Below are 19,470 nucleotides of genomic sequence, written 5' to 3' on the forward strand. Positions count from 1 at the left end.
GCACGCCGCGGGGAACGGTGCGTTAAAGCCGGAACTATCAGAACACTGGATTCCAGGTGCCCAGTACGACGGCGGCGCTCACTGACACGCCGGCGATCACCAATCCTGTGGCCACCACCGCGATGTCGATATGGCTAAAGGTCGATTCACGGGCCCAGGTCCGCTCACCCGTACCGAAGCCCTTCGCCTCCATGGTCACTGCCAACCGCGATGCCCGCCGAACAGCCTGCACCAGCAACGCCATGGCCTGTCCCAGTTGCGCCTTTAACCGGCTGAACAGCCCGGAAGCGCCGCCCACACCACGTGCGCGGCGCGCCATCCCCAACGTTTGCCATTCGGCCACAAGCAACCCCACTAGGCGCATCGCTGCGAGCGCGCCCAGTACAAAGCGATGGGGCAGGCGCAGCTTTTGGGCCAGCGCATCGGCCAAATCAGTGGGGTCGGTGGAGGCCAGTACGATGATCCCAGGCAGGGCAATCGCCAGACCACGCAAGGCGATAGCCACGCCAGCCTCCAGGGATCCGGTGCTGAAGGTGACCGGGCCCAAGGCCAGCAGCAGTTCACCGGTCTTGGGCGCCAAAAGAGCTGTTCCGTAGCCACCCACCAGGGAAGCCAGCAGGATGGGCCAGCCGCGGGTCAGCAGCATTCGCAGGCTCAATCCAGCCAGCGGCAGAAGTATGCATTCGAGTACGAGTGCCACCGTGGCAGAGACCCAGTCCACACTCACCAGCAACACCACGGTCAGGGCCATTCCGGCTCCGAGCTTCGCCAACGGGTTGGCCCGGGCCAGCAGTGCGGTGGAGCGCGGCGTGGCAATAATGTCCACGCTCATCGCCGCGCCACCTTTGTAGCCGCCTGTGCCCCGGTAAGATCCGCTGGTGCGCCCAAGACCAGCCGGTCCCCACCGAGCACTGCGCTGAAGGCGGCGTCATGCGTCACCGACACCACGGCCGTGCCTGCATCCAGCAGCTCCGTTAACAAGGAGGCCAGCTCGGCCCACGTGTTCGCGTCCTGCCCAAACGTAGGCTCGTCCAAGACCAGGAGTTGTGGGCTCGCCGCCAGCACTGTTGCCACTGACAGCCGCCGCTTCTCCCCACCCGAAAGTGTGAACGGGTTGGCGTCCGCTAAGTGTTCTAGCCGCAGGCGCACCAGTAGTTCATCCACGGTATCCTCGCCACGGCCTAGCAGCCTCGGCGCAAACAACAGCTCATCCCGGACAGTACCAGCAACAAATTGGTGCTCGGGTTCCTGAAAGACGGTGCCAATCCGGCTGATCAAATCCCGTCCACGCCATTTCAGCGGCTCGGGCCCGGCACCGCGCGCCAAGGGTTCCAGCGCAGCCAAGTGACCACTCACTGGGGCCAGCAGTCCGGCCAGGGTCAGCGCGAGCGTTGACTTTCCGGATCCATTGAGCCCGGTCACACTCAGCGCATGCCCGGCCCGCACCTGCACTGAAGGCACCACGGCTGCCGGCACCACCGGGCGGCGCTTGCGTCCCTTGGTGCGGGAGACCGCCAAACCCTCCGCCTCTAGCAGCAGGGGGCGTCCGGCGTCGGACGGGTTGGTGATGCGGGCACGGACTTCCGGGACGTGGCCAGGAACCCAAATACCAGCCTTGGCCAGTAAGTCCCGGCTCTGGGCAAGAACCGTGGCGGGAGGACCGTCGAACAGCACGCCACCGGGCTCTCCCAGGGCGGCCGGAGCCAACACCACTATCCTGTCCACCACCTCCAGCCAGACGGAGACGCGGTGCTCCACCACAACCAGGGTGGCCCCGGTTTCATCGAGGCTGCGGCGCACGGCGTCACGGACCTCCACCACACCGGCCGGATCCAGGTTGGCGGTGGGCTCATCGAGCAGCAGCAGGCCGGGCCGCATGGCCAAAATACCGGCTAGTCCCAGGCGCTGCTTCTGCCCGCCGGAGAGTGCGGAGCTGGAGTGGTCCAGTGGCAGGTTCAGGCCCACCGACTCCAAGGCAGCCGGGACGCGGCGCCAAATTTCCTCGCGCGGCACGGCAAGGTTTTCAGCGCCGAAGGCAACGTCGTCACCAATGCGTGAGAGCACCACCTGAGCATCAGGGTCCTGCTGCATGAGCCCGGTACGGCCGCGCGATTCGTGCACAGGGCGCCCGTCAATGAGCAGCTCACCCATCTCATTGGCGTCCTCGTCATCCCCGAGCACACCGGCTAGGGCGTGCAGCAAGGTTGATTTTCCGGCACCCGAAGGGCCCAGCAGCAGTACGCGTTCACCCGGGGAGATTTCCAAATCCAGGCCGTGGAGGGCTTGGTTGTTCCGGCCCGAATGCTGCCAGCCCCACCCCCTGACAGAGACCTGTACTGGTGCACCGCGGTTCTGCACGATGGCCATGACTAGATTGCCTTTTCGGTGGCGGCCCCACGTGAGGGCAGGTTCGCCAGCGCGCCTGTGCGTGCCAACCCGCGCACGGCCAGCCAAGAAATTACCCCCGCAATGAGAGCACCGGAGACCATGGCCAGCACCGCGTAGACGAGCTTCCATTCCAAGGCCCAGGCCACGTTGTAGATAAGGTTTTCATAGACGCCCAGCGCCAAGCCGGCCAAGGTTCCGGCCAAGATGGCAACGGGAAGATTGAATTTGCGGTAACGGAATACGGCGAAGGCCAGCTCGGCGCCTAGGCCTTGAATCAAGCCTGAGAGCAGCACCGTGAACCCGAAGTGGGTTCCCAGCAGTCCTTCAACGGTGGCGGCGATCAATTCGCAATATAACGCCGCGCCCGGTTTGCGGACCACTAAGGCACCCAGCACGCCGGCAATCAGCCAGCCGCCAACGTAAAGTGCACCAACGGGTGGGAAGGCTACGGTGAAGGCTGCGATGAAACCGTAGCCGGCGGACCAGAGCCAAAAGATAACGCCAACGGCAACACCCAGAACCGAGACGACAACAATGTCGACAACCCGCCAGGTGCTTTTGTTCTTTTGTTGCGTGTTTTTCGGGGCGGACGTGCCCGTAACTGACTTACTCATGTTTCCTCCTTTTCAGGAGGGGCGGCTGCAGCGGTCTTTCCGCGCAGCCGAAGAGAACTCGACTCCCTTCGCCGGTACTAGCCGGAGCAGGTTCGAGGGTCTGCGGCGAACCGCACTCTCAGCGCCGACACCCGATAAATGGGTGCACGCTCCCCTGTCGTGTTTGAATTGCGGCTTCAGCTTACCCCCGCTCACACCCGGTAGCCAATGCGTGGAAAGAAATGCGTCATGAAAAAAGTACTGCAGACGCCCACCGTGAGATGGAGGCCTGCAGTACTTGATGGAACCTTTTTCAGTTTTTGCTGTTGCTAGTGCTGGCGCACCTTGCGTCGGCTAGCCATGATCAACCCACCGAGCATGAGAATCACAGCGATCCCACCTGCTGCACCGAGGTTGAACCCGGTGCTGGCGAGGTCATCACCGGCACCTGCCGTGGCGCTGGCACTGGCGGAAGGTGTGGTTGAACCGTCCTTCGTGGGCGAGGCACTCGGTGACGGGGTGTCACTGGGTGCGGTACTGGCGGTGGCCGATTCGGTCGGAGTAACCGTGGCCGTCGGAGTCGGGGTCGCCGTGGCCGTCGGAGTCGGGGTCGCCGTGGCCGTCGGAGTCGGTTCCACCACTTCCTCACCAATGTACGGGCCGCCAGCCACAGGACCGGTGGCGCGCAAACCAAGCTCATAAACGGCCAAGGTCTGCTCACCCATGGCTGCTGCGCCCGGAGTGAATAGGATGCGGATACCCTCAATGCTTTCCTGCTCCAGAACAGCTTCCTGGAAACTGCGTTTCGGATCCAAGGCACCCACGGTGACCCATTCGCCGTCGACCTTTACTTGCAGGTCCCCTGCCACATGGCCCACCACAACGGCTGACTTCATGGCGGCCGGTGCATCCAGGGTATTGGAGAGGTATGAACCCTCTACCGGGGCCTGGGCAGGCTCGAAGGCTGTGGCAATGGTTGCGTCAAAGGCACTCTGCGCACCAGTACCATTTGCGCCCGGCAGGTTGCTGGCCAGCCGTTCATTTGCTTCCAGGGCCTGGAACTCGCGGATCTTCACCCACTGGCCACCCGGGTTGGTGCCCGTGGACACCAGACGGATGTACCGTGCGCTTACAGGAGTATCAAAGTTCTGCTCAATGCGCGGCTTGCTCTCAAACACTCCGGCCTGTGTCCAGGTGGCATTGTCCGCCGAATACTCCACCCGTGCGTGGTAGAACATGTCACCGTTATTGGTGTCGGAATCGGCCTGCTGGATCAGCACCTTGCCCACCGTCTTCACGGCGCCTAAGTCAATGGTGACGGTGGAACCGTTCACGGGAGGTGCACTGGACCACCAAAGAGTGCTGGGATCGCCGTCAACCATGCGTGTGAGCGCGTTGCTTTGGTAGGTGGGAAGTGAGGAAGTAGCCGTTGCGGGGAAGTAGCTGGACGCTGCCACGGGGCTCAGGTTCAGCCAGGTGTTGTACCGTCCCTGTGCCTCTTTGCTAAAGATTTCAAAGAGTCCATCTCCCACCGAAGGAACAATGACGTTAGGCGTGATGCCAATGTTGTTCGGCCCAACATCGGGCACGGTGGCCGCCTTGGCCAGAGCAATATCTCCATTGGCTGCAAGCGCACCATCCGTGGCGGCTACGCCATTTCCCGCCTTAATGGCCTCCAGCATGCTGATTTGCTTCTCCATGGCCGTGGCCCAGTGTGCTGCGGCGTCAATCCACGGCTTGGAATCATCGTAGAAGCCTGTCATGGCCATGTCAGGCAAGGTTTCCGGGCCTGCTGCAATGGTGGCCAAACGAGCCTTCAACGGTGCCATTCCGGCCGTGTTTCCGGCGTCGAAAGCTGTCCAGAAGGTTGCGATGTCTGCGCTCAGGGCCGGCGCCGTTTTGGATTCCGGACGGTAGGGCTTCCAGCTCTGGTTCAGGTCCACGAAGGTTTCCAGAGACGCCCTGATGGCCTCATTGGGGCCGGCAAGCTCACTGATAATGGAGGATTGTGTTGTTGCGGGCACATACTGGGGGCCGTTCCAGGAGTAGTCGCCGAACCCGGCCAGGGCGATCATCGAAGAATACGGTTCGATCATCGGGTTGGAAGTGATGCCGTCAATGTGTTTGTACAGGTTGGCGTCGCGGCCCTCCAGCGGGTTCAGGAACAGGCGTCCGCGCTGTCCATCATTCACGGGCAGGTTGTCCCAGATGTAGAAATGCTCGGCGTTGTAGGAAGTCACCGCCTTGGTTACTGAAGCTTCCGTAATGGTGTTGGAGAAGACGCCTTCACCGGTCCACTGAATACGGATCGAATCATCCGTCTGCAGACCAAACTCACCCTTGTAAGGGTCTGGACCGGAACCGGCATAGTTGGTGGGCACTGTCTGCAACGGTGCCAGCCCATGGACGTTAATGTAGTCCTTGACGATCCGGTTCAAATAGAACCCCTGGCCCCGGGCAAGTGAACGGAATCCCGGCAAGGTGAATTTTGCCTTGTCCGCGGCACAGTTCAGGTACGGGTTGATGTCATCGAGCGCAATGTAGAAGCTGCTGACACCGATTGCGCGCAGCTGATCAAATTTGGCCACGGTGGCGGCGAAATCCTGATCGTCGGAGTAGCAGACGTCATTGCCCGGTGAGAGTGCAAAAGTGAAATTAACGTGGTTGGCATTGGCCTCATCCACGAGTTCTTTCAAATCGTTCAGCTGCGCCTGCGGGTACAAATCACGCCACTTGGCACGCAGGTAATTATCGTCCTTGGGCGTGTAGATGTAAGTGTTCATCTTGTGCTTGCCGTAGAAATCAAACTGATCCAGGCGGGCCTGATGAGACCACGGGATGCCATAGAAGCCCTCAATGCCGCCACGGATGGACATCAACGGCCAGTCCTTGACCGTCATAGCTGGCGCCACACCGTTGGCAACAACCTGACTCAGGCTCTGCACGGCGTAGAAGGTACCTGTGGCATCGGTGCCGTTGAGCACCAGTGCGGGCTTGCCGCTGATGGTTCCGGTGGCGATGACATGTCCATCAGCATCCAGTCCAGCTGCGCTGCCGGATCCCACGGCCGTGAGCGCGGTGGATACAGCCGGGTTGTCCGCAACGGTGCCAAGGAAGACTGTGGCGCCGGTGGTGCCCGCACCGCTGACAAAGGTGGCGGTACCACCGGCAGCGGTAATTACTTCCGCTAGCAACTTCTTGGCTGCGGCATCCGTATTTTCACCGACTGCCACTTTTACTGCGCCTGTCAAGGGAACAGCAACGCCTGCGGTGCTGACTTCCTGGGGAGTGGGCAAAATTTCGGCAGCCGAAACCGCTGCCTGGGCGGCCGGAATCGCTGACGGAGACAACGCAGCCATTCCACCTCCGGCAATAATCGCCAGGGCCAGAGCCCCGGAAGTGACGTTCTTATACGCTCGTTTCAATCTGTTCCCCTTGGTGTTTCAAGCTCACGGCAAACCATGTTTGATATGGATCGCATTTTGCCGTGACCCTAGTGACGTGGCGCGGATCACGTCAACTGGTTACGGACCCGGCTTGCCTTGTGAGAGCACGCAAAGCCCCAGTGAATCTCGCCAGCTCCCGGGTTACCCGCTGCAGCTAAGGCAGCGAAGGCGCTAGGCTGAACTACAGTGCTTTCCCGCACCAGCGTGAATCCCCACGAAGGAGTCCTTTATGAACATCGTTTTTAAGTTGCTCGGAACCGGCATCAGCCTCGGTGCCGGCTTTGTTGCCAGCAAGCTCGTGGATTCCGTCTGGGAAAAGAGCACCGGCAACAAGCCGCCCAAGGATGGGGCGGATCTAAATAACAGTCTCCGTTCAGCACTGACCTTTGCGCTGGTCTCCTCGGTGGTTGCGGCCATCATTCAGACCCTGGCTTCACGCACCACCCAGAAGGCCATTGCACGCTTTAACAAGCACCCCGAAGAAATCTGAGCCCACTCCTCCCAAAAACGCAGCAGTCCCTCCCCCAAAAGTTACTGCGGCGCCAGTACAAATGCGGCTCCCGAGTTACTGCGGCTTCCGTGAAACTACGACGGCGGATGGCTAGGGCATACTTTCCTCTTCCACCACTGCGGCAACCACCTGATCTAGCTCATCAACGCTGAGCATCTCAGGGCGGCGGTGTTTGGTCCGGTAGCCGGACCGGCCCACCATGTGCGCCGATACCGGCACCGTGAGTAGCTGGAACAGCCAGGCCACAAGCAGTACCGGCAGCAAAGACCAGACGCGCATTTGCAAGCCAATGGCCGTCAACATCAGCAGCAAACCTAAAACCTGTGGCTTTGTTGCAGCATGCATGCGGCTCATCAAGTCCGGAAACCGCAGCAGCCCAATGGCGGCGGCAAGGCTCATGAGTGCGCCACCCAGCAGGGCGATCACTGTCAAAACATCAATGAGCGTATTCATCCGTCGCCTCTCTTATGGGCCGCAAAACGAGCCACCGTGACTGATCCAATGAACCCAATCACCGTCAGGACCACCAGCAGGGCCAGATTGTCCGTATGTTTATTTGCGGCCATGTCCGTGGCCAGTGCGGCGCCGAAGATGGCCAGCAAAACATCAGCGGCGATCACCCTGTCCAGCAATGACGGCCCGGAGGCAATCCGGTAGATAGTTCCGGCAGCCGCGAGCGTGAGCACCGCTGCAACAATAATGACCACAACATCCATGACGCTCACTGCCCCTCACCTAGGTCTTTTTGCTGATCGGGACTTTGCTGATCAGAATCTTGCTGATCGGGACTTTTGAGGATATCCGCATACGCAACCATGGATGCCCCAGTGCGTTCAGAGCGCAGCTCCGCCAGCTCTTCCTTGGTCCCCATCACAGTGATCAGCCTGGCTTCAATGTCTTGGATCCCTGTACGAACCCGCTCCACGCTTTCTGGAGTGGGCGCGTTCATTGCGTGGACGTAGAGAGTGGCGCAACCCCTATCCACTTCAACCACCAAGGAACCCGGAATCAGTGAGAGCACGTGACCCACCGCGGTCATGAGTAGATCCGAGGGGCTACGAAGCGGGACGGCAATGACTGCGTTGCGGATTTTGGGCCCCTTGGCAACCGCCCAGTACAGCACTTGGCAACTGGCAACGGTGACTTGCTTGAGGAACCACAAAAGGAAGATCACGGCCTGCAGCACGTTAAAGCGTCCACTGAGCTCAATGGGCGGCAGGTAAAAAACTTGTGACACTGCTAGCGCTATGAGGGCCCCAAAAAGAAGATTCCCGGCACTGAAGTCCTGCCACAGGGCGCCCCAGACAAGGACCAGCCAAATAAGCAGCGGTAGTTTTTGCAAAGGGTTCAGCTTGCGCCTGGCGTTGATGCTCTGGCTCATGGCGTACCTGCCCCTTCGCCAAGCACGGCTTCAATGTAGGGAGTGCGGGCCAGCATGCTGGTGGCAGCATCTTGGCTCAGTTCAAACAATGGTCCCGCAAAGATGCTCATTGCAAGGCCCAAAACCACCAAACCCATGGTTGAATACACCATCATCTTGGGCAGGATGGGGATCTCGTTCTCTCCAGAAAAACGTCCTTCGGTGGCATCCACATGTTTGCTAGTGCGCAATGCGCTCATGCTGGGCTGGCCGGAGGAGTCAGGTGCCGTGGCCAAAAGGACGGGGTCCGGGTTCTCGGCGTCGGCAGTGCTGCGCCAAAATACTCGGTTCCATACCCGGGCCATGACCAACAACGTCAGCAGGCTAGCCACAACACCGCCAATCACCACTGCGTAGGCCATGGGTGAGCCGTCAGCCACCCCCGCTTGCAGCAGCCCCAACTTCCCCAGGAACCCTGAGAAGGGTGGAATGCCGGCCAGATTCATGGCGGGAATGAAATAAAGCACCGCAAGGATCGGGGAGAGCTTTGCCAACCCACCCAGACGCATGATCGAGGATGTTCCGCCACGGCGTTCCACCAACCCTGTCACCATAAATAGCGAGGTTTGAATGGTGATGTGGTGAATGACGTAGAAAATGGTGGCGGCCAGCCCCAGCACGGAGGAAAGTGCTACACCAAAGATCATGTACCCAATGTGACTGACCAGAGTGAAGGAGAGCATACGTTTAATGTCCGTCTGTGCCAGCGCCCCAAGAATTCCTACGATCATTGTCAAAAGGGCAACAACTAGCAGCACCGCATTGAACTTATCGGAGGGAAAGAGCAGGGTTTCCGTGCGGATGATGGCATAGACGCCAACTTTTGTGAGCAGCCCGGCGAACACTGCAGTTACGGGGGCGGGGGCGGTGGGGTAGGAGTCAGGCAGCCAGAATGATAGCGGGAAGACGGCGGCCTTGATGCCGAACGCTACAAGCAAAAGAACATGCAAAAGGTCTTGAGTTCCCGAGTCCAGCTCGCCAATTTTCACGGCCAGATCCGCCAGAGTGACAGTTCCAGTGGCACCGTAAACCATGCCGATGGCGATCAGGAACAGCAGCGAGGAAACAACACTGACCACAACGTAGGTGATGCCAGCCCGGACTCTCGATCCGGTGCCACCTAGTGTCATCAGCACATAACTCGCGGTCAAGAGGATTTCGAAGCCAACATAAAGGTTGAACAGGTCCCCTGCCAGGAAAGCATTAGAGACACCTGCCACCAGGATCAGATAGGTGGGGTGGAAAACAGACAGGGGGCCACCCTGTTCACCGTCAGCCGCGCCCTGACCTGATGCGTAGGCAAGGACGGCCAGGCTCACCGCTGAAGAAATCACCAACAGCAATGAGGAGAACTGATCGGCCACCATGACGATCCCAAAGGGCGGCGCCCAGCCACCAAGATGGACGGCAATGGGCCCCACTGTCCACACACTGGCCAATACCCAGACCTCCAAACCAAGGGTCAGGGTGAGGGTTGCCAGGCTGACACGGCGTTGAGCGCGCGGTTTTCTGATCAACACAAAAGCCAAGGCGGCACCCAAGAAGGGCAGAACTACCGCGAGCGGGGCGAAACTTGCAACATTCATGCCTTATCCTTTCTGGGCTTTTTGTGGGGGACGGCAGGTTCAGAAAGTAGCTGCACTGCCTTCTTCGGCCCTATACCTGGGATGGTTTCGCGCTTAGCTGCGGGCTGGTTATTCTCATGGAAGTCGGAGACTTCAATGGGAATTTCGGAGTCCTCTTCATCGTCATACAGCGCCTGCTTGGCAACCCGAAGGTCTTCCCTGTCCACCTGGATGTCATCGGCTCGGCTGAGCAGCCAGGACCTGTAGATCAGGCTGAGCATAAACGCTGTGACGGCGAAGGAAATCACAATAGAGGTCAGGATAAAGGCCTGCGGCAAGGGATCATTATATTCCGTTGGCGGAATGTCTTTATTGAAGATGGGTGCTAAACCGGCATAGCCGCCCGTGGCCAGCAAGAGCAGATTGGTGGCGTTGGCCAGCAACATCAGCCCAAGCAGCACGCGTGTCAGGCTGCGTTCTAACAACAGGTAAATTCCCACGGCATAAAGAACGCCCATCACCAGCAGCAGTGTGAGGTTGACACTCATCGAGAAACCTCCAACGGCTCGTCGTCCTCAATCATCTCCATGGAGTCCAGACCGTCCTCTTCATGTTGGTCAATCTCCGAGCCCAGGCTGCGCAAAACGTCAATCACGAGCCCCACAACCACCAGGTAGACGCCAATGTCAAAGACCGTGGAGGTCACAAACTTCACATGACCAAAAACCGGCAGATCAAAAGCAATAATGGCACTTTGGAAGATTTCCCCGCCAAAGAACAGTGGTGCCAGTGCTGTCAGCGCCGCCATGGCTAGGCCCAGACCCAGAAGAGTTCCCGCTGAGATGCGGGTGGCCTCGGCTAGTTCAAAACGTCCGCCAGCAAGGTATCGGATGGTCAGGGCAAGCCCTGCTATCAACCCTCCTGCGAAGCCTCCACCAGTGCCGTTGTGCCCCACCAGCAGCAAGTAGATGGAGATGATGATGATGCTGTGGAACAACAGCCGGGTGACAACTTCAATAATGATGGAGCGCCGTTCTGGTGCCAGCGTCCGCCCGGCCACGAGCCAAGGGTTGCTCGGTGAGGCAGTGAATTTCTTGGCAAGGTGAATGGTGGGTTCAAACTGGGACACGGGCAGCTTGCCAATGCTGCCCGTTTCCACGGTCTCTGCCCGGGGAAGGCGCTGGCCGCGGCCCCTGACAAAGATCAGGCTGGCTACACCTGTAGCGGCGATGGCCAGGACGGAAATCTCACCAAAAGTGTCCCACGCCCGAATGTCTACGAGGGTCACGTTGACAACATTGAGACCACCCCCGCCCTCATAGGCCAGCACGGGCAGGGCAAGGCTCACGGGCTCATGGATCCTGGCCCCCATGGCAACGACGGCCACAACCACCATGGTTGCGCCGAAGCCAATGCCTAAGATCAGCCGTACCAGGCGGTGACTGCCCGCCTGCTTGCGTTCAAGCAAACCAGGCGGCAGTGAGCGCATGGCCAACACAAAAGCCACCAAAATGATGGTTTCTACAAGCATCTGGGTCAAAGCCAGGTCCGGTGCTCCCTGCAAAGCAAAAATCAGCGCTAACCCGTACCCGGTGACGGACACCAACAGTACGGCCATGAAGCGCTTGTTCGCCCTGGCCGCAGCAAGTGCGCCGATGATAACAACCGCCCCAGCAATGATTTGGAACGGCGAGCCTGGGTCAACAAAGTAAATATCTTCTGTCCAGTCCTGCACATTCAGGAGCAAGACAGCTAGCACGGAAACTATCGCGGTGGAGAGGATCACGGAAAGATAAAAGAACAAGGAACCACGCTGGGTGCGGCCCGTAACCCAAATGGCTACAGCATCCAGCACCACAATTGCTTTCCGGTAGGCACGCTCAAAATCAATCCCCGCAGGCAACTTAGCTTGGAAGGCTTCAAACTTATCCCGCAGTTTAAACAGAATGACTCCCACTGCGATCACTAGCGCGCTGAGTCCCAGCGCGGGTGAGAAGCCGTGCCACAACGCCAGATGCATGCCGTCCGGGTCATAGGCGGGGAACTGATCGCTATAGGGTCTAATCCACGTTTCAACGAGGTGCGGGAAGAATCCGTAAACCAGCGTCAGGAGGCTCAGTAGGGCAGGGGCTGCCAGGAAAAGCCAACTGACGGGTTTGAAGGCTGTGGACATGCCTTTGGCCTTGGTGGCGAAACCGCCCCACAGGAACCGTGCACTGTAGGCAAAGGTCAGCACCGAGCCCAGAACCATCCCGGCCAAGACAGTCCACCCCACCACGGGGCCGGCTGGCCCATAAGTGGCAGAGGCAATGAACGCCTGGAAGATGCCCTCCTTAGCCACAAAACCTGCCATGGGCGGCAGCCCGGCCATTGACGCAGCCCCGATCAGGGCAACGATGCCCAGCTTCGGAGCCGATTTGAAGACCCCTGAAAGCTCACGAATATCGCGGGTACCGCTTTGGTGGTCAATGATCCCCACCACAAGGAAGAGGGAGGCTTTGAACAAGCCGTGCGCCAGGACCATCGCCATACCGGCCATGGCAGCTTCCTGACCGCCAAAGCCCACCACCAGGGCGATGAAACCGAGCTGGCTGACAGTGCCATAGGCCAGAATCTGCTTGAGATCGTGCTGGCGCAGGGCCCGCCATCCGCCCAGCAGCATGGTGCCCAGCCCCAGCACCACAATGATGGGCTGCCAATATTCGGTCTCGGAGAAGCCCGGAGACAGACGGGCAATGAGGTAGATCCCGGCCTTCACCATTGCTGCTGCGTGCAGGTAGGCGCTCACGGGTGTGGGGGCTGCCATCGCGCCCGGCAGCCAGAAGTGGAACGGTAGCAGCGCCGACTTGGTCACGGCCCCCACAAGGAGCAGGGCAATGCCAATATCCAGCATCAGCTGGGGACTTCCCACGGCGGAGATCAGCTCGGGTGCCTTCGCCAAGATCTCGGAGATGCTGTATGTGCCGGCGCTTTCACCCACCATGATCAAGCCCACCAGCATGGCCAGCCCGCCGAAGGTTGTCACGATCAAGGCTTGCAGGGCCGCACGCCTGGCGGCGATGCGAGTGCGGGCGTAACCAATCAACAGGTAGGAAAGCACTGTTGTCAGTTCCCAGAAAACAAACAAAAGGATGAGGTTATCCGCCGTCACAAGACCAAACATGACACCTGCGAAGGCGAGCAGCTGGGCACCAAAGCCGGCCAAGCCGGCGTCGTTGGTCTTGAAATATCTGGCGCAATAGGCCAGCACCAGGGCACCAACCCCAAGCACCAGCAGTGACATGAGCCAGGACAGCTGGTCCATTTTGAAGCTCAGGTTCAGATCAAGGACGGGAACCCACGGGATCTCCAGCGACGGGCTGGGCAACGTGGACGAATACACATTGTTGTACTGCGCCACAAGCCAGACGAAACTGATCCCGGGCACCGAAGCAAGGATGTAAAACGCCGAGCGACCCCATCTGGAGAACAAAATGGGCGAGAAAATGGCCACAAGGAAGTGTGCACACAGGACAAACAGCACTAAGGGCTCCACATGTTTCGGGCTGGAAATGAGCGAATCACGGGGGTTAAAGTCGGTTCCCGACACCGCTAGTCTACCAACCCTGCCCCTTCTCAGGGTGAGCTTTGGCTCCATGTCGGTGTCCCGAATGCGGCTGCCCGGGACCACCTGCGCGAAATGTTCCGGCGCCTTACCCCGCCCCGTTGATTCCGCCGGATAGCATGTGCCGTATGACTGAGTACCCTCCCTCTGCCGCCGCCTTCACCGCGACTCCGGCCAAAACACCGGCAACCAAGTGGCAGATCACGGCCTGGGCGCTGTGGGATTGGGGCGGCGCCGCCTTCAACGCCGTCATGACCACGTTCATCTTCACCGCCCTTTATCTAACGGGCGATGACTTTGGTGGTGCCGACAAGGCAACGGTCACACTGGCATTTGCCATGTCCATTTCTGGTTTGGCCATCGCCTTGCTGGCCCCGGTTGCCGGGCAACGCACCGATCACAGCGGACGCCGCAGGCTCTGGTTGGGCATCAACACCTTGATTGTGGTGGTGCTGACGGCAGCGTGCTTCTTTGTTCAGCCCCAAGAGTCTTTTTTGCTCTTCGGGTGCATGCTCATTGCTGCCGGCCACGTCTTCTTTGAGCTCGCGGGTGTGAACTACAACGCCATGCTCTTGCAGATTTCAACGAAGAAGAGCATTGGCCGGATCAGTGGCATTGGCTGGGCCGCCGGATACCTCGGCGGAATCGTGGCCTTGCTCATTGTCTACTTCGCGTTGATCAAGCCCGAGGTAGGCATCTTCGGCATCACGAGCGCCGACGGCATGACGTACCGGGCCGTGGCCGTGTTCTCGGCCCTGTGGATATTGGTGTTCTCAATCCCGATCATGTTCGCCATCCCCGAAACCAAACGCGATCCAAATATGCCCAAGGTGGGATTCATCCAGTCCTACATGGAGCTCGTTCACACTATTGTGCGGCTCTGGCACACTGAACGGCACACTTTGTACTTCCTGATTTCCAGCGCCATTTTCCGTGACGGCCTGGCCGCCATCTTCACCTTTGGGGCGGTCTTGGCGGTGGGGTCCTTTGGTTTTGCCACCGGTGACGTATTGATCTTCGCCATCGCCGGCAACGTGGTGGCCGCAGTGGGCGCCTTATCCGCCGGATTCTTCGATGACAAGTTCGGCCCCAAGGCCGTCATTGTGACCTCACTGATAGGCCTGCTCATTTCCGGCGGGGCCTTGCTCTTCCTGGATGGGAAGAACGCGTTTTGGGTCTTCGGGCTGATCCTGTGCCTGTTCGTGGGCCCGGCACAGTCCTCTGCAAGAACCTTCATGGGCCGTTTAGCGCCGGAAGGGCAGGAAGGGGAGATCTTTGGGCTGTACGCCACCACAGGCCGCGCCGTATCCTTCTTGGCCCCACAACTGTTTGGGCTCGCTATTGTGATCTTCGGAGCGCAACGGTGGGGCATCGTTGGCATTTTGGTGGTGCTGTTGCTCGGCTTGTTGCTACTTCTGCCCGTCAAGGCCCCGCCACACGGTGCGGGCTCACACTAGCGGCACGGCTAGGGGAGGATAGTCCCCGAGCCCTAAACACCACTGCGAACCCTAGATCTTGGTGCGGTGGAAATTCTGGAATGACTTCGAGGCTGTGGGGCCGCGCTGGCCCTGGTAGCGGTTCTGATGAGTGCCCGTACCGTAAGGGTTTTCGGCCGGGGAGCTGAGCTGGAAGAAGCACAGCTGGCCAATCTTCATACCGGGCCAGAGTTTGATCGGCAAGGTTGCCACGTTGGAGAGCTCCAAGGTGATGTGACCGGAGAAACCCGGGTCAATGAAGCCGGCGGTGGAGTGTGTGAGCAGGCCCAGGCGGCCCAGAGAGGACTTGCCTTCGAGGCGTGCAGCGACATCGTCGGGCAACGTCACCGTCTCATAGGTGGAGGCCAGCGCAAATTCACCCGGATGCAAAATGAATGACTCGTCGGGTTCAACTTCCACCATCCGGGTCAGCTCAGGCTGCTCCTCCGCCGGGTCAATGTAGGCGTAACGGTGGTTGTCAAAGAGCCGGAAATACCTGTCGATGCGCACATCAACGCTCGATGGCTGCACCATGGAAGGGTCGTAGGGGTCCAAGACAATCCGCTTGGCGTCAATTTCGGCACGTATGTCGCGGTCAGAGATCAGCACCCTCTAAAAATAGCGTATTTAGACCAAGATCAGCAGAAAGATCCCCTTGGCCGGGCCGGAAAGGGCCAGGATCAACGCGGCAGGACTAATATGTGCGTTCTTGGCGTTGTACTAAAGCCCATAGATCCGCGCAGCGCAGCTAAGGTAAGAACCATGAATATTGAAGAGACGCCTCTTCCCGGCATTGGTGTGCGTAGGGAATTGCGGCTTGCTACCGGACGGCGCGTAGGCGTGGTGACCCACCGGGATGGTCACGCTGAGTTAATCCTGTCCCGTGTTGATGACCCTGATGCTTGTGCAGCTTCCATCCCGCTCACCGCCGAGGAAGCCGCCGGGCTGGGACAGTTGCTGGGATCGGCGCAGCTCATTGCCCAACTCAGCACGGAACAAGAAAACCTCACGGGCATCACCACGCACCAATTCATGATCCGTCCGGGCTCCACCTTCGCCGGGCGCACGCTGGGGCAGACCCAGATGCGCACGCGCACGGGCGCTTCCATTGTGGCCTTGCTGCGCGATGGTGACGTGGTGGGGTCTCCGCGCCCTGATGAGGTCCTCCATGTTGGGGACATGGTGGTCATTGTCGGCACTGAAGACGGACTGGCAGAGGCTGCACATATTTTGCAGTCCAGACCCTAGCCCGCCATGGATTCAACGACCCTTTCCCTGGTTCAGCTCGGCATCGTCTTTTTCGGGCTCGGTTTTTTGGGTCGTCAGGCTGGACGGATCGGCATGTCCCCCGTCCCCCTCTATCTTTTAGGCGGTCTGGCCTTTGGAAAGGGCGGCCTGGTCAATCTTGGCGGCATTGATGGATTCGCCCATATTGCCAGTGAAATTGGTGTCATCTTACTGCTGCTTATGCTCGGTTTGGAATATACGGCCAAGGAACTCGTCACGGGACTGAAACAGTCGTGGATGGCGGGGGTGCTGGACTTGGTGCTGAATATGCTTCCGGGTGTTGCCGTGGCATTGATCTTGGGGTGGGGCCCGGTGGGGGCACTGGTCATGGCTGGCATTACTTATAGCTCATCATCAGGGATTATCGCCAAGGTTTTAGGTGATCTAGGCCGGCTGGGTAACCGTGAAACGCCCGTCATCTTGGCCATCTTGGTCATCGAGGATCTGGCAATGGCCGCGTACCTGCCCATCCTGACGGCCGTTTTAGCGGGAGTCTCATTCCTGGGCGGGCTCACCGCAGTCGGAATTTCCTTGGCCGTGATCACCTTGGTGCTGCTGGGTGCGCTGCGCTACGGACATATGGTCTCGACTGTTTTGGACAGCCCTGACAGGGAATCGTTCCTACTCAAGCTGCTGGGCGCCGCCTTGTTGGTGGCTGGTGTAGCCTCGGCGCTGCAGGTCTCAGCGGCCGTGGGCGCCTTCCTCTTGGGCATCGCGATCTCCGGCGGTACGGCAGAGAACGCCGCCCGCGTGCTGGAGCCGTTGCGAGATCTATTCGCCGCCATGTTCTTTGTCCTGTTCGGCTTGAACACCGATCCCCACACCATCCCGCCCGTGCTCGGGTTCGCCCTGCTGCTGGCACTGGTCACTACCATCACGAAGGTGGTGACAGGCTGGTGGGCGGCATCGCGGCAAGGCATCGGAATACCGGGCCGGGCCCGTGCCGGCGCCGCCTTGATTGCCCGCGGCGAGTTTTCCATCGTCATTGCCGGGCTAGCTGTGGCCTCGGGCGCCGTCCCCGTTGAACTGGCCGCGCTAGCTACCACCTATGTGCTGATCATGGCCGTCAGCGGCCCCATCGCAGCCCGCTATGTGGAGCCTCTTGTGCGGCTGATCCAGGGCAAAAAGCAAGAGCCTGAGCCGATTTTCTAGACCCACCCTCTTCCCAGAGCAACCATTCTTGTTCAGTACCACGGCCTCACACCGGTTGCGGTATCAGTGCCACTTGTGAGGTGCGGCGGCATGAAGAAAGTAGCGGCTCGGAGCTGCCCGGCAAGCAGCCGCCCAGCAGGAAGCTGAGCAGCAACACCTCCCCCAGCAGGCGCAGCTGCTGCCTGTTCCGGAAGCGGCTCCCGCACCTGCAGCAGCGGATGATCTGCTCAGTAAATTGGAACGGCTTGCGTCACTACATGCTTCAGGCGCCCTCACCGATACCGAGTTTGCCGCCGGCAAGGCCTCCATCATCAGCTAACTATGCATGCCGCTGGCAAGATCGGCGCAAGCAACCCCGTGTCATTGGTCATGACCATGGCCTTGCTCGGGCTAGAATCAATAGCGGAACAAATGCTGCAGCTTGCTGTGGACGTTCCATTGCGGGCGTAGCTCAATGGTAGAGCGCTAGCTTCCCAAGCTCGATACGCGGGTTCGATTCCCGTCGCCCGCTCAGTTTCCCAGTTTGGCCCCCGACATCTCGGGGGCCAAACTGCTTTAACATTTGGTGCTGCCAGTGGCGCCGTGCCGCTAACCCGTACTCAGCAACCCGCAACCTGCAACCCACAACCTGCAACCCACAATCCAAATTCTGACCCCTACCTCGAGGTGCCCGGTTGCAACCATGCACATCGAAGCGGAGGTCAAAAGCCACTGCTCACCGTTGCATGAGAGCACCCACATCGACGCCCCATGCGTGTAGGGTCAAAAAGAAAGGGCCCTGGCGGGTTCTTCGATGAGGAGCAACGATGACCCACGATCCACACACCGTTCACCATGGACCCACACTTCGTCTTGGAGTTTTGGGCAAGTCACACAAGCCTGATGAGCGGCGCGCCCCCATCCACCCCGACCATTTCTCCCGGATTGAGCCTGAGATCCGCGCCAAAATGGTGGTGGAGGAGGGTTACGGCACCCGTTTTGGCATGTCCGACGCCGTGCTGGCCACTTTGGTGGGCACAGTGGCCCCCCGCGAGCAGGTCATTGCGCAAACAGACGTAATACTCTTGCCCAAACCCCAAGCCGCCGATCTGGCCGATCTGAAAGACGGGCAGGTCCTGTGGGGCTGGCCGCACTGTGTCCAGGACCGTGCCATCACACAGCAGGCCATTGACAAGAAGCTGACGCTGATTGCCTTTGAGGCAATGAATCATTGGGCCTCCGACGGCGGCTTCGGCCTGCACGTGTTCCACAAGAATAACGAGCTGGCAGGCTACTCCTCGGTCATGCATTCGCTGTCATTGATCGGTTCCACCGGAGACTATGGCCGCCGCCTGAACGCCGTCGTCATTGGTTTTGGTGCCACCGCCCGTGGCGCGGTGACGGCATTGAGCGCGCTGGGCATCCATGAGGTGCAGGTGCTGACCAGCCGCAACGTGGCAGCCGTGGCCTCACCCATCCACTCGGCAGAGATGGTGCAGTTCGATTTCGCCCCAGAACCGCCGTACACCGGTTTCGTCATGCTCGATGACGGTGAGGTGCCGCTGGCCGATTTCCTCGCCGAGGCGGACATCGTGGTCAATTGCACCCTTCAGGACCCGAACGCGCCCATGACGTATTTGACCGAGGCCGATCTTGCGGCATTCCGGCCCGGCAGCCTGATCGTGGATGTGTCCTGTGACGAAGGCATGGGGTTCAGCTGGGCCCGCAACACCACGTTCACCGACCCCATGTTCACGGTGGGCGAGAACATCAACTATTACGCCGTAGACCACACGCCGAGCTACCTCTGGAATTCGGCCACCTGGGAAATCAGCGAGGCGCTCATGCCTTTCCTTGAAACGGTGCTGGGAGGCCCCGAGGCGTGGACTGGCAGCGACACCATCACCCGCGCCATTGAAATATCCGACGGCGTGATCGTCAACCCGGCGATCCTCGAGTTCCAGAATCGCCAGGAAAGCTACCCGCACCTGCCGGTGGCTGGCTAAACGGTGGGGTGTGCGAGGCGCACCCCCACCTACTTTTTAGCTGC

16 protein-coding genes, 1 tRNA gene and 1 riboswitch are annotated in these 19,470 nt (G+C 59.7%); of the genes, 6 read left to right on the top strand and 11 right to left on the bottom strand.

Annotated features, from left to right (window positions below):
• Positions 1-37 precede the first annotated feature (37 nt).
• The 4 genes from CVS29_RS04935 to CVS29_RS04950 all read right to left on the bottom strand — a co-directional run bounded on the left by CVS29_RS04935 (position 38) and on the right by CVS29_RS04950 (position 6,406).
• A complete protein-coding gene (locus CVS29_RS04935; RefSeq protein WP_110105215.1) occupies positions 38-832 on the bottom strand; it encodes an energy-coupling factor transporter transmembrane component T family protein in 795 nt (264 codons plus the stop codon).
• Complete coding sequence (locus tag CVS29_RS04940; RefSeq protein WP_110105216.1) at positions 829-2,367, bottom strand: ABC transporter ATP-binding protein; 1,539 nt, start codon at positions 2,365-2,367, stop codon at positions 829-831. The genes CVS29_RS04935 and CVS29_RS04940 overlap by 4 nt, the downstream gene beginning before the upstream one ends.
• Before the next feature lie 2 nt (positions 2,368-2,369).
• Positions 2,370-3,002 (bottom strand): ECF transporter S component, encoded by a 633-nt coding sequence (locus tag CVS29_RS04945; RefSeq protein ID WP_110105217.1) that lies wholly within the window; start codon positions 3,000-3,002, stop codon positions 2,370-2,372.
• A 46-nt stretch (positions 3,003-3,048) separates the two neighbouring features.
• A riboswitch (TPP riboswitch) is annotated at positions 3,049-3,168 on the bottom strand.
• Between the two features lie 142 nt (positions 3,169-3,310).
• The gene (locus CVS29_RS04950; protein WP_110105218.1) at positions 3,311-6,406 is read right to left on the bottom strand and encodes a glycoside hydrolase family 84 protein; all 3,096 of its coding nucleotides are present in this window, start codon (positions 6,404-6,406) and stop codon (positions 3,311-3,313) included.
• A 250-nt stretch (positions 6,407-6,656) separates the two neighbouring features.
• Here CVS29_RS04950 and CVS29_RS04955 point away from each other — a divergent pair, with 250 nt between their 5' ends.
• Positions 6,657-6,917, top strand: a complete 261-nt coding sequence (locus CVS29_RS04955; RefSeq protein ID WP_110105219.1) for a DUF4235 domain-containing protein — start codon at positions 6,657-6,659, stop codon at positions 6,915-6,917.
• 111 nt (positions 6,918-7,028) lie between these two features.
• Here the strand turns inward: CVS29_RS04955 and mnhG are convergent, their stop codons facing one another.
• The 6 genes from mnhG to CVS29_RS04985 are packed head-to-tail and all read right to left on the bottom strand — an operon-like array spanning position 7,029 to position 13,446.
• Positions 7,029-7,391 (bottom strand): monovalent cation/H(+) antiporter subunit G, encoded by a 363-nt coding sequence (gene mnhG / locus CVS29_RS04960; protein WP_110105220.1) that lies wholly within the window; start codon positions 7,389-7,391, stop codon positions 7,029-7,031.
• Positions 7,388-7,654, bottom strand: coding sequence for a monovalent cation/H+ antiporter complex subunit F (locus tag CVS29_RS04965; protein WP_110105352.1), 267 nt, complete (start codon positions 7,652-7,654; stop codon positions 7,388-7,390). Before CVS29_RS04965 ends, mnhG begins: the two co-directional genes overlap by 4 nt.
• 5 nt (positions 7,655-7,659) lie before the next feature.
• On the bottom strand, positions 7,660-8,319 hold the full coding sequence (locus CVS29_RS04970) for a Na+/H+ antiporter subunit E (RefSeq protein ID WP_110105221.1): 660 nt from the start codon (positions 8,317-8,319) through the stop codon (positions 7,660-7,662).
• Positions 8,316-9,944, bottom strand: a complete 1,629-nt coding sequence (locus CVS29_RS04975; protein ID WP_110105222.1) for a Na+/H+ antiporter subunit D — start codon at positions 9,942-9,944, stop codon at positions 8,316-8,318. The genes CVS29_RS04970 and CVS29_RS04975 overlap by 4 nt, the downstream gene beginning before the upstream one ends.
• Positions 9,941-10,471, bottom strand: coding sequence for a Na(+)/H(+) antiporter subunit C (locus CVS29_RS04980; RefSeq protein WP_110105223.1), 531 nt, complete (start codon positions 10,469-10,471; stop codon positions 9,941-9,943). Before CVS29_RS04980 ends, CVS29_RS04975 begins: the two co-directional genes overlap by 4 nt.
• Positions 10,468-13,446 (bottom strand): Na+/H+ antiporter subunit A, encoded by a 2,979-nt coding sequence (locus CVS29_RS04985; protein ID WP_110105224.1) that lies wholly within the window; start codon positions 13,444-13,446, stop codon positions 10,468-10,470. The genes CVS29_RS04980 and CVS29_RS04985 overlap by 4 nt, the downstream gene beginning before the upstream one ends.
• Positions 13,447-13,655: 209 nt before the next feature.
• On the opposite strand from CVS29_RS04985, the gene CVS29_RS04990 reads away from it, so the two are divergent.
• Positions 13,656-14,984 carry an MFS transporter gene (locus CVS29_RS04990; protein ID WP_245932067.1) on the top strand — a complete coding sequence of 443 codons (1,329 nt, stop codon included), beginning with the start codon at positions 13,656-13,658 and terminating at the stop codon, positions 14,982-14,984.
• A 51-nt stretch (positions 14,985-15,035) separates the two neighbouring features.
• Here the strand turns inward: CVS29_RS04990 and dcd are convergent, their stop codons facing one another.
• Positions 15,036-15,611: a dCTP deaminase gene (dcd, locus tag CVS29_RS04995; protein ID WP_110105226.1), complete on the bottom strand. Its 576-nt coding sequence runs from the start codon at positions 15,609-15,611 to the stop codon at positions 15,036-15,038.
• A 153-nt stretch (positions 15,612-15,764) separates the two neighbouring features.
• Here dcd and CVS29_RS05000 point away from each other — a divergent pair, with 153 nt between their 5' ends.
• From CVS29_RS05000 to CVS29_RS05015, 4 genes are all read left to right on the top strand, one after another.
• Positions 15,765-16,250: a cation:proton antiporter regulatory subunit gene (locus tag CVS29_RS05000; protein WP_110105227.1), complete on the top strand. Its 486-nt coding sequence runs from the start codon at positions 15,765-15,767 to the stop codon at positions 16,248-16,250.
• Between the two features lie 6 nt (positions 16,251-16,256).
• Complete coding sequence (locus CVS29_RS05005; protein WP_110105228.1) at positions 16,257-17,441, top strand: cation:proton antiporter; 1,185 nt, start codon at positions 16,257-16,259, stop codon at positions 17,439-17,441.
• A 440-nt stretch (positions 17,442-17,881) separates the two neighbouring features.
• Positions 17,882-17,952, top strand: a tRNA-Gly gene (locus CVS29_RS05010).
• 295 nt (positions 17,953-18,247) lie between these two features.
• Positions 18,248-19,426 (top strand): N(5)-(carboxyethyl)ornithine synthase, encoded by a 1,179-nt coding sequence (locus CVS29_RS05015; RefSeq protein WP_110105229.1) that lies wholly within the window; start codon positions 18,248-18,250, stop codon positions 19,424-19,426.
• Positions 19,427-19,470 lie beyond the last annotated feature (44 nt).

This window comes from Arthrobacter psychrochitiniphilus (assembly GCF_003185915.1).
Classification (GTDB): Bacteria; Actinomycetota; Actinomycetes; order Actinomycetales; family Micrococcaceae; genus Specibacter; species Specibacter psychrochitiniphilus.